Origin of the sequence: Nitrospira sp. CR1.1, from assembly GCA_014055465.1 — a bacterium.
In the GTDB taxonomy this organism is placed as follows: domain Bacteria; phylum Nitrospirota; class Nitrospiria; order Nitrospirales; family Nitrospiraceae; genus Nitrospira_A.
In genome coordinates, this window is record WIAF01000008.1 from 94,723 (window position 1) to 109,163 (window position 14,441).

The 14,441-nt window shown below is 57.6% G+C and carries 11 protein-coding genes; 7 read left to right on the forward strand and 4 right to left on the reverse strand.

Translation table 11 applies throughout. The features are described from left to right. Positions 1–650 precede the first annotated feature (650 nt). Positions 651–1,571, forward strand: a complete 921-nt coding sequence (locus tag GDA65_14510) for a hypothetical protein (GenBank protein MBA5863904.1) — start codon at positions 651–653, stop codon at positions 1,569–1,571. A gap of 317 nt (positions 1,572–1,888) precedes the next feature. Here GDA65_14510 and GDA65_14515 read toward each other — a convergent pair whose 3' ends face one another. From GDA65_14515 to uvrA, 4 genes are all read right to left on the reverse strand, one after another. Then, positions 1,889–2,317: a DUF3015 domain-containing protein gene (locus GDA65_14515; GenBank protein ID MBA5863905.1), complete on the reverse strand. Its 429-nt coding sequence runs from the start codon at positions 2,315–2,317 to the stop codon at positions 1,889–1,891. A 253-nt stretch (positions 2,318–2,570) separates the two neighbouring features. Continuing rightward, complete coding sequence (locus tag GDA65_14520) at positions 2,571–2,900, reverse strand: hypothetical protein (protein ID MBA5863906.1); 330 nt, start codon at positions 2,898–2,900, stop codon at positions 2,571–2,573. Positions 2,901–2,954: 54 nt separating this feature from the next. Then, positions 2,955–3,506, reverse strand: coding sequence for a hypothetical protein (locus tag GDA65_14525; GenBank protein ID MBA5863907.1), 552 nt, complete (start codon positions 3,504–3,506; stop codon positions 2,955–2,957). 329 nt (positions 3,507–3,835) lie between these two features. Then, positions 3,836–6,343 carry an excinuclease ABC subunit A gene (uvrA, locus tag GDA65_14530; protein MBA5863908.1) on the reverse strand — a complete coding sequence of 836 codons (2,508 nt, stop codon included), beginning with the start codon at positions 6,341–6,343 and terminating at the stop codon, positions 3,836–3,838. A gap of 203 nt (positions 6,344–6,546) precedes the next feature. Between uvrA and GDA65_14535 the strand changes: the two genes are divergently transcribed. From GDA65_14535 to GDA65_14560, 6 genes are all read left to right on the forward strand, one after another. Further along, positions 6,547–7,338 carry a hypothetical protein gene (locus GDA65_14535; protein ID MBA5863909.1) on the forward strand — a complete coding sequence of 264 codons (792 nt, stop codon included), beginning with the start codon at positions 6,547–6,549 and terminating at the stop codon, positions 7,336–7,338. Further along, positions 7,328–8,107: an MBL fold metallo-hydrolase gene (locus tag GDA65_14540; protein ID MBA5863910.1), complete on the forward strand. Its 780-nt coding sequence runs from the start codon at positions 7,328–7,330 to the stop codon at positions 8,105–8,107. Before GDA65_14535 ends, GDA65_14540 begins: the two co-directional genes overlap by 11 nt. Before the next feature lie 102 nt (positions 8,108–8,209). After that, positions 8,210–8,986 (forward strand): ubiquinone/menaquinone biosynthesis methyltransferase, encoded by a 777-nt coding sequence (locus tag GDA65_14545; protein ID MBA5863911.1) that lies wholly within the window; start codon positions 8,210–8,212, stop codon positions 8,984–8,986. A gap of 66 nt (positions 8,987–9,052) precedes the next feature. Further along, complete coding sequence (locus GDA65_14550) at positions 9,053–10,696, forward strand: radical SAM protein (GenBank protein MBA5863912.1); 1,644 nt, start codon at positions 9,053–9,055, stop codon at positions 10,694–10,696. A gap of 165 nt (positions 10,697–10,861) precedes the next feature. After that, the gene (locus tag GDA65_14555) at positions 10,862–12,970 is read left to right on the forward strand and encodes a universal stress protein UspA (GenBank protein MBA5863913.1); all 2,109 of its coding nucleotides are present in this window, start codon (positions 10,862–10,864) and stop codon (positions 12,968–12,970) included. After that, on the forward strand, positions 12,970–14,373 hold the full coding sequence (locus GDA65_14560) for a radical SAM protein (GenBank protein MBA5863914.1): 1,404 nt from the start codon (positions 12,970–12,972) through the stop codon (positions 14,371–14,373). The genes GDA65_14555 and GDA65_14560 overlap by 1 nt, the downstream gene beginning before the upstream one ends. Positions 14,374–14,441 lie beyond the last annotated feature (68 nt).

Consider the following 14,441-nt stretch of genomic DNA (forward strand, 5'->3'; position numbering starts at 1 on the left):
GGCGGGGACCACCTCGCGCACCAGCGTGACAGAACTCTGTGAGCGTCTGTTAGACACTCCCGCCTTCCGCGATCACGCCGGTCGCTTACAAGCTGCAATCGACCCGGACCGCACCGCGAGAGCATTCGAACATCACCTCAAAACCGTGCTGGGATCTGACATGAGTGCGCCGGCCTCCGGCTCCAGAATACGGAGGCCTCCGATGCCCGCGTTGGGGACCGTTCATGGAGATCGCTCCTCATCCAGTGAGGCGAGTCGACGATGAATCAGACATCATGTCCGTCCGTCACCCAGTCCCGCCTCGGGATTCCGCTCGAATCGAACAACGAAGAGAGGAACACCGCAGGTTCCACTCGAGCCCCCTCAGCACGCGTTTCCTGTTGGCCCTGTTCTATGCGTTGCCTCTCGGACGTGTCTTGTGTTCCCCATGGCGATTGCAGGCCGGCCGGCGGCGCTGGGCCGACCGCCCCTCTACCCGTTGCGTTCAAGTTCAGAGGCGGCACCTCGCCCCCCCGCACTCCATCGGCAAATTTCCTGGAAAGTCGCCGCGGCGCTCCTCCATAGTCAGCCGTCAATTACTCACTTGCCCACCCCTCCGCAAAAAACATGGTTGCCAATGTCATGACGATACTGGCAGGATGCGCGCGCGTATGAGTATGAATCGTCAATGGATCGTTGCGCTCACCCTCGCGCTCTGCATAGTTCCCAGCCTTGTCCGCGCTGAATCCCCGCCCCAAAGCGTGCATTGGGGCGCGATCGCATTTCCCGACCATGACCCCACCCTGACCCTGAGCACCGCGGTCTTGGACCGGTTTACCCAGTTCGACGGAGAAGGCAAGCGCTACAACGACATCAACCAGACCATGGGCTTTAATTTCTTTGCCTTGAGTTGGACCAAACCGCTCGCTCAACTGCCGGGATGGAATCTCAATCTCACGGCAGGCGGCGGACCCACCAGAGACGGCCCAAGCCGCTTCCTGCAGAACGATGTGGTGCATAAGTTCCGCGGCTTGACGCCGGTGCCGGTCGGAGAGAAGCGGGAGGCGGATGATTTCATGCTGAGTGGGACCATGACACGGTGGTTCGGCCTGTTGGGATCGAGCGACGTCTTTTTCGCCGGACTGGGAGGCGCCGGTGGGTCTCTGTATTACGAGCCCTATGTGCAGGCAGGTTTTCGTCGGCTTGCGCTGTTGAATCCGATTCCAGTCTTGGGTGATTACCTCCGCGTCTCAGCCCTCGCGCGCTACGGCCGTCCGTTCAGCGGCGCCGCCTTTCACCAGGTCGCGCCGCAATCGTACATTGCCCAGGCTTCGGTCGGCTTGGGAAACTATCACCGCTGGAAAGATTCGACGCCCTGGGAAATTGAACTGGCGGTGACCGTGGACTCCGGTCTGTTCGTGGACCATCGGGGGGATGCGCTGGAAGAACGCTTCGTGTCGCTGGCGCTGCGCTATTCTGCATTTACCTTCGAAACCTGGAACGATCTCATCAACCAGAAAGATTACGGCCCGACCTTCGGCGCCCGCCTGACGCTCGACTTATTCTATATGTACGACCGCTGGTTTCACTGAAGGCCGGACCGGTTCTCCTTCCACCCGCTCACTTCCCGCAGGTGATCGTGAGCGACTCGATGTCGTTCGTCGTGTCCAGCTTGCCCAAGTTCGGCTCCTGCTGTCCCGGCGTAACGCGATTTTCGCCCTCTTGAAGTCTGTGCCCTCATACGCGCGCGCCGTGGCATTGTGCGCCGCGTTCCGGCCTCAGCGCGTACAGAGTCACTTCAAAATTCCCAAAAACCAGAGCAGCACAAGAATGCTGGCCGGCACGCCCAATAACCAGAGAATGAACCCTTTGCCCATCGGTCCCATGGATGCCTCCTTGCCAACCCGGCTCACGGCAATAAGGCCGCCGCCGTAAGCTCCCGATTCAACGCCGCGACCATCTTCAGGTGCGCGGTCCGGTCCTCTTCAAGATCAGCCGCAAACAAGGCCGCGTGCTTGCGCTGAAGGACCTGCCCGAACTCCCCTTGCCTGCCGGCTGGAATCTCGTAGAGAGCAGCCAACGCACTCACATACTGACCACTGCCGGTCGCGGCCTCCTGCCGGAGGTTTTCATAGGCGACTCCTGCGAACAAATTGATCTTCTGTTCCTTCACGACCATTCCATCGGACGTAAAGAGCTCATTCGGACTGGTGCTGGAGAAGAAATTGACGGTCGTATCGACCGTGGCTTTGGTGGTGTTGCAACCCCCGACCATGAAGCTGGCGGCAACGACACCGAGAGCCACAGCTAATCGGTGGATTGATGGGAATAATTTCACGCGGACCTCCTTTTCATATCTTGGCCATATCTTGCCGGCGTAGGCGATGCATTCAACGTAGTACTCGCCTTGTTGTACATGGACATGGAAACAGGAGATCCTAGTTATTCCCCTAGAAGAGAGAGCGGAAAGGCCCTAGTGAGAGGACTCAGATGGGAGGATGGAAGGTTCAACAGGGGGAGAACACCGGTATGCGGGCGCACTGCGCAACAGGCAACGGAAAGGCAAATGCCTGCGATGAAGCCGTGCGACATCACCATTCCTTAAAGACCACGAACACGGCGCCGATCATCATGGCGAAGCCGACTACGTAGTTCCATTTCAGATCTTCCTTGAGATAGACGACGGAGAAGACACAGAACACGATGAGCGTGATCACCTCCTGTATCGTCTTGAGCTGCGCCGCTGTGAATTCATAATGGCCGATACGATTGGCCGGCACCTGGAAACAGTACTCCACGAACGCGATGCCCCAACTCGCCAGGATCGCGATCCACAGCGGCGACTCCTTGTATTTCAAATGCCCATACCAGGCGAACGTCATGAAGATGTTGGAGATGGTGAGCAAGAGAATGGTATGCATCTGATCCTTCCTACCAAGCCGTGATGATATCCCTGGGACGCACAGGAGCAATCATTATTTAGGTGACCGGTCGACGAAAGAGTTATCCTTGAACTGGCCAAGTTCATATACTCGCGTACAACCCTTACCCTGTGGGAACTCTTTTCCTTTGTACAGGCGTTTCACGATGTCCCCCCTCGAAAACGTCGTAGCACCCCTACTTGCACTTGCATCGACTCGAATTTCTGCCGGATGAGGAAGGCAGCTTTCCCCAAGAAAGTAGGCCGGGCTGAAAAACTCATGCACTTCCCTAAAGCTCCAAGGAGTAACTGCCGCCACTATTGCGCTTATGGGAGCCACAATGAGCGCCATGGGAAGAATCATGAGACCACCAATGCCTCCGCTCCGCCAAAGCACAAACTTACCTTCGGAGTCCGTACGGAGCATTTCGTCTGCTAGCTCGCCTGGCTGAACACGAATCCAGACATCGTACTCGAAGATGGGACGCTCTTCTTTATCGAGTACGTAACCCTCTATCCTCAAATACCCTGTGCCATCCGCCACACCACAGCCAGGTAGACTCGCAAGCAGGACTAGTCCGAGAAGGATATGGCGAATAATTGTCACGAGAAGGTCTTCAGCATTCTTCTTTCAGAGCGGGTTGGCTGGCTCGTCCTTCACTGCGTTCGTCGAACGAGGGGCTTCCCAGACCGCGGGTTGCGCGAGCAAGAAGGATGGCCAGTCCGCCCGTTCCCCCCTTCTCCTTCTTAGCGGGGGTGTGAGGGATGGAGCCTTTGGAAGTCGGCATGGCGGGTGTGGAAAGATGTAGCGGATAAACCTGCCGTTGTGCGACGGCATGCGACTTTCGGTCGCGCCTCACAGTCGCGCACGGCACCGGAGCGGATCGGAAGCAACTTCGATCCTTCGCATCATGCCGACTCCGAAGACTCCATCCCTTACACCCCCGCCTCCCTCAGCACCTGTCCCGTATACGACCGCTTCACCTTGGCGATTTCTTTCGGCGGGCCTTCGGCCACGATTTCGCCGCCCCGGTCGCCGCCTTCTGGCCCGAGATCGATGATCCAATCGGCATTGCGGATCATATCGAGATTGTGTTCAATCACCAGGACGGTATTGCCGGTCTCGACCAGACGGTCGAGCACGTCCAGCAGACGTTGGATGTCGGCGAAGTGGAGGCCGGTAGTGGGTTCGTCAAGAATGTACATGGTGCGGCCGGTGGGACGTTTGGAGAGTTCTCGCGAGAGTTTCACGCGCTGGGCTTCGCCGCCCGACAAGGTGGTGGCCGACTGCCCGAGCTTGACGTAGTGCAATCCCACGTCGTGGAGCGTCTGCAACTTCGCCTTGATGTAAGGGATGTTTTCGAAGAACTCCAAGGCGTCATCCACCGTCATGTTGAGGATATCGGCGATGCTGCGCCCCTTGTATTGAATCTCCAGCGTCTCGCGGTTGTAGCGCTGCCCCTTGCAGACCTCGCAGGTCACGTAGACATCCGGCAGAAAGTGCATCTCGATCTTGATCAGCCCATCGCCCTGACAGGCTTCGCACCGCCCGCCCTTCACATTAAAGCTATAGCGGCCCGGCTTGTAGCCCCGCACGCGGGATTCCGGCAAGTTTGAAAACAGATCGCGGATGAAGGTGAAGAGGCCGGTATACGTGGCGGGATTCGATCGGGGTGTGCGCCCGATCGGCGATTGGTCGATGTCGATAATTTTATCCAGCGCGTCCACGCCCGTGATTTCTTTGCAGCCGTCGATTTTCGGCTTCTTGTGATAGAGCAATTGGGACAGCGAGTGAAACAGCACCTCGAGCACGAGAGTACTTTTTCCCGACCCCGACACACCCGTGACGCATGTCAACAGGCCGAGCGGCACATTGACGCTGACGCCCTTCAGATTATGTTTCTTCGCCCCGACGACCGTGACGAACCCTCTCGGGGTGCGGCGGCGCTGCGGAAGGGACACCATCTGCGCACCGCGCAGGTACAGGCCGGTCAACGAATCGGGATTGGCCTTAACTTGCTTCGGGGTGCCCTGCGCGATGATTCTTCCTCCATGCGTGCCGGCGCCCGGTCCCAAGTCGAGAATATAGTCCGCGGCTTCCATCGTCTCTGCGTCATGCTCGACGACGATCACCGTGTTGCCGAGGTCGCGCAGGCGCAGTAACGTCTGCAGGAGTCGCCGGTTGTCCCGTTGATGGAGTCCAATCGACGGTTCATCCAGGATGTACAACACACCGACCAGCCCGGACCCGATCTGTGTGGCCAATCGAATACGCTGCCCCTCCCCGCCCGAGAGGGTCGCCGCCGGACGATCCAGGGTCAGATAATCCAGTCCAACGTTGACCAGAAATCCCAGCCGCTCGCGGATCTCCTTCAGGATGCGATGGGCGATGACGAGTTCACGTTCGGTGAATTTGAGCGTGGCGAAAAAATCCGCCGCCGCGCGCACGGACAGGCCGGTAATGTCGGCGATGGACTTCCTGGCGATCTTCACCGCCAGACTTTCCGGCTTAAGACGCGCTCCCTGACAGGTCTCGCAGCGTTCGAGCAGGGTAAAGTCTTCCTCTTCAGAAGCGCCGGGGGTCATGGCATACCCGATCCCGTCGCAGGCCGGGCAGGCGCCGTGCGGGCTATTAAACGAGAACACCCGCGGTGTGATTTCCGGATAACTGACTCCGCATTTGATACAGGCCAGCTTGTCGCTGTAGAGATGCAGTTTGCCGGTCTCCGAGAGAACCCCGACCAATCCTCCGGCCAGCTTCACCGAGGTTTCGACGGAATCCGCGATCCGTCGCATCAAGGCATCACCCGGCTTCATCACCAGCCGATCGACGACGATTTCAATCGTGTGCTTCTTCTGTTTGTCGAGCGTGATGTCGTCGCCCAGATCAACCATCTCGCCGTTGATACGCGCGCGCACGTATCCGGCCTTCCGCATCTCCAGGAGTTCTTTGCGATATTCCCCCTTCCGCCCGCGGACAATAGGGGAAAGAATCTGGAACTTCGAGCCTTCTGGCAATTCGCAGATCGCATCCACCATCTGCTGCACCGTCTGCGCGGTAATCTCCTGTCCACATTGGAAACAGAAGGGGTGCCCGACCCGGGCATAGAGCAGCCGCAGATAGTCATAGATTTCGGTGACAGTCCCCACGGTGGACCGGGGGTTATGGCTGGTGCTCTTCTGTTCGATCGAGATTGCCGGCGACAGCCCTTCGATGGAGTCCACATCGGGCTTCCCCATCTGTTCGAGGAATTGCCGGGCATAGGCGGACAGCGACTCGACATACCGCCGCTGCCCTTCCGCATAAATCGTGTCGAAGGCGAGGGAGGATTTCCCCGACCCGCTCAGGCCGGTCATGACAACCAGCTTGTCTCGTGGAATCTCGACATCGAGATTCTTCAGATTATGTTCACGCGCCCCTTTGATGATGATGGAATTACTCATAAGCGCGGGATTATATCACGCCGCGCTCGGAGTCTTGGCATCCGGCGAAAGCAACCGTGATGCCAGAGCCAACAAGACCGTCAAAATACCGACGCCCCTCCAGGATCGGCCGGAACGGATTTTAGTTTTCCATAAATGCGCCGATAGGGAACTGCGGGAGCCTTCGCCCCGAACCACAACCACCCACGATTTCTACGACCGCCATGCATGACGTACTGAGCCTCTTTAAACGGAATATCAATCAACTGTTCGGGATCACGGTCGACATCCTCAACGTCGGCCGATCACTGCAGCAGCTTTCGCTCTCCATGCAAATTCTCGCGAATAACGGCGTGGTCCAAGCCGCGAAAATCCCTGGCGGAAAAGGCCGGCCCATGCTGGCACTGGTCGAGATCCTAAACAACACACCCAAAGAAATCCGGCCGGAAGTGGAAGCTCTGGAGCATCTCTGTGCGGGACTGGCCAAGGTCACCGCCAGCAGTTCGAATATTATCTGGCGATACCACCAATTGATCGCCAGTCTCCTCTCGGCAATGACGCAGGGTGACCCGTCATCCAAGTCCACCAGCTTAGACACACTCGCTCATCTTCGCTTTACCACGGCCGCTGACGTCACCCAATTGACGCAACATCCGGCCTTCACGGCGGTGGGGGCTCTTGAGCGGGAAAATCGCCTGTACCTGGTGAATCATTGCCAGGCCAACCTCACTGAGTTACAGGAACGGCTCAAGGATGCCCTGCGTTGTCTGGGGGAAACTCAACAGGCTCTGAATGGCCTGAAGATGATTGGACTCACCGCGCGCTATATGGCGTTCTGTATCTCTTCTGAGGCGGCCGGGCTGGCAGAGGCGGAAGCCAACTTCAAGAACCTGGCGGCTGAAATCAGCCGTGTCGTCGATGATCTCGATAACAAAACCCGTTCGATGAAAGATGCCATCGAACACGGGCAAGAACTTCTCGAGCTGCTGCTGAAAGGGCATACCTATGCAAAGTAAGGTATTGTTCAATAGAGATGACCATCAATGGGTCGTCATCGGCCGGGATCCTGAAAAGGACGACCATGTCATCGACACCAATGAATATGTGATCATCCACCGCGGCCACGCCATGCTGCTGGACCCGGGCGGCATTCAAATTTTTCCCCAAGTCCTGGCCGAACTGGCCAAGTATGTCCGGATGCAGGATATTAAAGTCATCTTCGCCAGCCACCAGGACCCGGACATCTGCTCATCACTTGCGATGTGGCTCGACCTGAACCCCGCGATCAAAACCTATTGTTCCTGGCTCTGGACCGGTTTTGTCAGCCACTTTAGCACCGGCGCCGTGATTATGCTGACCCCCATTCCGGACCAGGGGATGCGTATCAGAATCGGCGACGAAGGGCCCGAGGTTGAAGCCGTCCCGGCCCATTACTGTCATTCCTCCGGCAATTTTTCCCTCTACGATCCGGCTGCCGGCATTCTCTTTTCGGGTGACATCGGCGGCGCCCTGGTCCCGGATCACCATGCCAGTCTGGTCGTCGCCGACTTCGAACAACACATTCAATATATGCGAGGGTTTCATTTGCGCTGGATGCCCTCCACCGTGGCCCTGCGCGGATGGGTTCAACGGGTTCGTGCCATCAAGCCCAAGATGATCTGCCCGCAACACGGGTCGATCTTCGAAGGTGAAAACGTCGGCAAACTGCTTGATTGGCTGGAGAGCCTAGAAGTGGGGCAGTGGAAGGACAGCGCTGCCAAGACCGACACACGTGCGGCAGCCTGAGTTCATCGCCCGGCAACTCGGCTAGCCGCTCAATTTCGCCCCCTTTGCCCGAGCAGACCCGCGACCTTGACAACAGGCAAAAGCGGGTGCTACCACCCTCCCATGGTGCGGGCAGAACAATCCTCCATACCCGACAGTGCTGACGGGGCGGCGAAAGCCGTCTCAACCTGGTCCGGCCAGGCACGTGAACAAGCTGTCCAGCGCATGTTCACCGCGATCGCAGGCGTCTACGATCTCAACAATACCCTGCTCAGTTTCGGCCTCCATCACCATTGGAAACGCCTCACGGCCTCCTACGTGCCCACGGTCACGAACGGACGGGCGCTCGACATCGGCGCGGGAACGGCAGACCTCGCGCTGCTGATTGAACCGAAGATGGGCGAACAGGGCCATGTCGTCGCCTCCGATTTGAACCATGCCATGTTGGCCGAAGGTCTTCGCAAAGTGACAGGGCGAGGACTCCTCGACCGGATCACGTGCCTGCAGGCCAATGCCGAGCAACTGGGCTTTCCGGATAACACGTTTCATGCCGTGACGACGGGCTTCTGCATGCGAAATGTGGGCAACCTGACGCAGGCCTTCACAGAAATCCGGCGGGTCTTGCGACCGGACGGCCGCTTCGTCTGCCTGGAATTTTCCCGTCCGGCCTATGGCTGGTTGCGTGCGCTCTACGATTGGTATTCGTTTCGTCTGCTTCCCTGGATCGGCACCAAAGTTGCGCGTGATCGGACCGGGGTCTACGAATACCTGCCGGCCTCGATCAGAACCTTTCCCGATCAAGAACGGTTGGCCACGCTGCTGCGGGAAGCCGGGTTCCGCCAGGTGGAATACCGGAACCTCACCGGAGGCATTGTCGCCATCCACGTGGCAACGAAATAACAACAACGCGCTTGGCTTTCAGCTCTCAGCGAAGGCTGATGGCTATGAGCTGACGACTGATGGCTGATGAATTCCATCCTCTACATTTTTCTCCCCTGCAAAAAGGTCTACCCGATCGGCGTGACGTATCTGGCGGACTTTATCCATCGCCGGAAGCCAGAAGTGCGGCAGCGCATTCTCGATCTATCACTGTTTTCCGAATCGCAACGGACGCAAGCCATCCGCGATGCCGCGCTGGAGTTCAAGCCGGATCTGGTCTGTTTTTCGTGGCGGGACATTCAGATTTTTTCCCCCCACGAGGGAGACGCCTCGCTGGAGCACGCCTTCAATTTTTACTTCGCCAGCAATCCGATCAAGCGGGTGGCCGCGTCATTCGCCGGCTTGAAGCAGCTCTACCGGTATTACAGCCACATTCGGGCAAACCTGTCGTATCCCTGGTTGATCCGGAAAGAGTTCCCCAAAACTCAGATCATGATCGGCGGCGGAGCGTTTACGGCGTTTGCCGATCAATTGATCGAGAAACTTCCGGAAGGCACCATTGGAATCCTGGGTGAGGGGGAAGATGCGATTCTCAAGGTCGTCAACGGCGAATCGCTTGAAAATGAACGCTATATCATTCGGGAAGGAACACAGACACGCAAGGGGAATCAGGGCTCACCGGCACTGCTGGACGCCCTGACTGTCGACCTACCCTATCTCACATCGATTTTCCCGCAGCACGCCTCGTATATGGACGAATCAATCGGCGTCCAGACGAAACGCGGGTGTCCCTACGACTGTGCCTTCTGCCTCTATCCCTACATTGAAGGCAAACGGGTGCGGTATCGCCCGCCGGAAATGGTCGTCAAGGACATCGCTCAGCACTATCATCAGTGGGGCGCCCGTCGGTTCTGGTTCACCGATGCCCAGTTCATCACGGGCAAGGAGGCCTATCCCCAATGCACGGAGATTCTTGAACGAATCCTGAGCGAGAAGCTCGAGATTGAGTGGTCCGGCTATATCCGCACCTCGTTGATTACGCCGGAGTTGGCCAAGCTGATGGTGCGATCGGGTGTCGGAGATCTGGAAGTCGCCATCACCTCCGGGTCCCAGGAAGTGTTGAATAACCTGCACATGGGTTTCAAACTCGAACGCCTCTACGACGGTTGTCGTTATCTGGCCGAAGCCGGTTTCAAGGGCAAGGTGATCCTCAATTATTCACTGAACTCCCCGAAGGAGACGGAAGAGAGCCTGCTCCAGAGCGTCGAGTCCTACAAGAAGGTCGCGTCGATTTTAGGAGAGGACCGTGTGTTCCCCCTCATGTTCTTCCTCGGAATTCAGCCCAATACCGACCTGGAACACCGGCTGCTGGAAGAGGGCTATCTCTCGTCCGGGTATAACCCGCTCATGCTGACACCGACGAGCATTCGCAAGTTGCTGTACAATCCGGCGCCGCTCAACAAGATAATCGCCAAGGCCTGCCTGGCGGCGTGGGAACAAAAAGAAGGCAGCCGCGATCCTCGTGCATGGACCGGATCCCTTTCTCAAACGACCTCCTCAGAGGCCAAGCCGGATCAGGCTCATTATGCCGATGCGAATCTCATTCGAGGAATTCAGAATAACTCGGGACGAGAAGCGCTCCTGACCCTGGAAGAGATTCTCCGGTCACGCCGACCCGCTCAACCGACAGCCGCTCCCACGGAAAAGACGGCTGTGAGTCCAATGAGTTAGCGACTATCCACAGGCCCTCTGACCACCGTCGGTTTGCTTGCATTCCCCGAGAACACGGTGCTATCATGCCGCTTCTTTTGGGGTAAAGTTCCATTCAACCGTTTGAATTCTCGGCGGTTCTCTGATCTCATCCCCCTATAGAGTGTTTGCCTAGGAGGCGTTTCGATGTACAAGACGATCTATATCCCGGTCGATAATTCCGACCATTCCAATACAGCCGTCGATGTCGGAGTTGAGCTGGCGAAAACCTATGGTTCAAAGATCGTGGGTAGCCATGTCTACGCGGCGAAGATGCACGATAAGCGATTTAAGCAGATGGAGGCAGGCCTCCCGGAAGAATATCACGACGAGAAAGAACTCGACCGGCAACGCCAGATCCATGACTCGCTGATTACCCGCGGACTTCAGATCATCACCGACTCCTACCTCGACTATGTCGATAAGAAATGTAATGAGGCCAATCTACCGGTCGAACGCCGCTCCTTGGAAGGCCGCAACTGGAAGGTGCTGGCCGAGGACATCAATACCAACGCCTACGACCTCGTGATCATGGGGGCCTTGGGAGTCGGAGCCGTCAAAGACAGCGTCATCGGCAGCAACACCGAGCGAGTCCTGCGTCGGGTGCGAAACTCCGACATGTTGATCATCAAACAGCCGACGCCTGTCGGCACGGGCAAGATCGTCGTGGCCGTAGACGGCAGCCCCTATTCCTTCGGCGGACTCATGACCGGGTTGGCGCTTGGCAAAGCCTTCAATATCCCGGTTGAAGTCATTTCCGCCTTCGATCCTTACTTCCATTATGCGGCGTTTCACAGCATCTCCGGCGTCCTCAATGAAGAGGCCGGCAAGGTCTTTCGCTTCAAAGAACAGGAAAAATTGCATGAGGAAGTGATCGACAGCGGTCTGGCGAAGATCTACCAATCACACCTCGATATTTCTCGCGAAATCGCCCAAGCCGAACAGACCGACGTCAAAACAACCCTGCTGGACGGCAAGGCCTTCGAAAAAATCATTCAGTACGTGCGGAAAGAGAATCCCTGGCTCCTCATCGTGGGCCGGATCGGCGTCCACAGCGACGAGGATATGGACATCGGCAGCAACACGGAAAACCTGCTGCGCTCCGCCGCCTGCAATATTTTGGTGTCGAACCGCAAGTATGTCCCGCCCATCGATACGCAGGCGGAGTACACCATCGCCTGGACGGAAGAAGCGTTGCGACGCATGGAACGGATTCCCGTGTTTGCCCGCGGGGTCGCCAAGACCGCCATCCATCGCTATGCCATCGAGAAGGGGCACACGATCATCAGCAATACGGTCGTCGATGCTGCGGTCGGACACATCCTTCCGAAGGGCGCCATGGACGCGATGCGGGCGCTCGGCGGGAACCTCGATGCAGCCGGCATTGATCGCGACAAGATGCAGGCGGACGATTCCGTCGCGCAGGATCTGATGGGCTCCACCCTGAGCGGAATGATGACCCAAGTTGTGGAAGAAAAACCGGCCCACAGCCCCGGCACGCAGGCCTACCTGGATCGAATGAGCCAGAACTACTTTGTGTGTGACGGCTGCGGATATATCGGCAAGGGCGACACCCCCGTGAAATGCCCCGTGTGCAGCGCTGAAGGCGATCGCTTCAAACAGGTGGACAAATCGATCTTCGAAGCGGCGGCCAAAGCGGAGGGCGGCCTCGAGACCGACGTCGCCTATGACGACATTCCGATGCAGTGGACAAAAGACGCCAAGGAAGCGATTCGCGCGGTACCGGCCGGATTCCAGCGTCGCCGGGCCAAAGCCAAGATCGAAAAGAGCGCCCGTAAACTCGGCATGACGACGATCACCCTCGAATATGCCGGCCCTATGATTCAGGAAGCGGCCTCTGAAGACTACACCCCAATCTTTGCGAACAAGGGGACCGGGACCGCAGCCCAACCTTCAGCCGACCAATCGGCGACCAACGGAACCGAGACCGGGACGGCGAACGGAACCGGTACTGAGCAGGCTCAGGCGTCACAAGCACCGTCATCTCCCTATACCTGGACCCCGGACGCACAAGGACGCTTAGATCGAGCACCGGAAGGATTCATGCGGGAATGCACGAAGGCCTTGATCGAGAAACATGCCGACAAGATCGGCACGACGGTCATCACTCTTGAAGTGGCGACCGAAGGGATTGAGCAAGCCAAGGGCTACATGGCGGATGCCATGAAGACCGGTAACCTCAAGGACATGATTGCCAATCTGACGGGTTCCTCCAAGACCGGGGCGAACCGCTGATGGGAAAATCATTGCCGGTACTCAATATCCCGTTTCTTGGGGATAAGCTCGAGTCACTTCAGCAGCAGATCTCGAAGTTCATCTCCCCGACCTCTCCGGCGGCAGCGCCAAATGACGGCCGGACCGTTGATGACTTCAAACCCTATCTTGTTGCCCTAAACCTTACCAAGCGATGCAATCTCAAGTGCGACCATTGTTATCTCGACGCCACGACGAAAGCCGGCGGCGGATCAGATGAACTCAGCACGGAAGAATGCTTCCGTCTCATCGATCAAATTGCCGAGGTGAATAAAGGGTGTCTGCTGGTCATCACCGGCGGAGAACCGCTTGTCCGTCCGGACATTCTCGACATTGCCCGCCATGCAGTAGGACTGGGCTTTATCGTCGTCTTTGGCACCAACGGCATGTTGATCAACGATCGCATGGCCAAGACATTGGTAGAAATCGGCGTGATGGGAGTCGGTATCAGCATCGATTCGCTCAATCCCGACAAGCATGACCACTTTCGCGGAGTACCGGGTGCATTTGCCAGCGCACTGGCCGGTATCGAGGCGTGCAAGCGCAATGGACTTCAATTCCAAGTGCATTTCAGCGCCCAGCCCATGAACTATCAGGAGCTGCCTGCCGTGGTGGAATGGGCCCATACTCTCGGCGCGCGGGTCCTGAACGTGTTCTTCATGGTCTGCACCGGACGCGGCGAAGAACTGACGGACATTACACCCCAACAATACGAAGAAGTGCTGGGCTATCTGGTGGAGTGCCAGGACCAGTACAAGGACATGCTGGTTCGGGCGCGTTGTGCTCCGCATTTCAAACGGCTGGCCTACGAAAAGGATCCCAATTCCCCGTTGACCAAAGCCACCGGGTACATGGGCGGCGGCTGCCTCGCCGGAACCAATTATGCGCGCGTCACGCCGAACGGCGAACTCACGCCCTGCCCCTATATGCCGCTGTCGGCTGGCAATGTCCGAGAGACGAGCTTCGCTGATTTGTGGGAACGGTCGGATGTGTTCAATTCCTTCCGCTACCCGCAGCTGAAGGGGAAATGCGGAGATTGCGAATACACGGATATCTGCGGAGGCTGCCGGGCACGTCCCTATGTGGATCATGGCGACTGGCTGGATGAGGACCAATGGTGTCTCTACACGCCCAAGGGCGGCGAGAAGATCAAAGTCGCATTCAACACACCCGAGGAAAGCGAAGTTGCGTGGGATAACGCTTCAGAGCTTCGACTCAGCCGGATTCCCTACTTTCTCCGTGCCATGGTGAAGAAGGGCGTGGAACGGCATGCCCGTGAAAACGGTATTACCCTCGTAACCGTCGAATTGATGGAAGAGCTGCGAAAGAAACGTTTCGGAAACGACGCGCCGGTCTTCAATTTCGATATGAGAGGGAAGGACTAGGAGCCGGCGAGAGACACGTGCCTACGGGAGACCACACTCCCTGCGCTATCCGCCCCTGGCCGATCTAG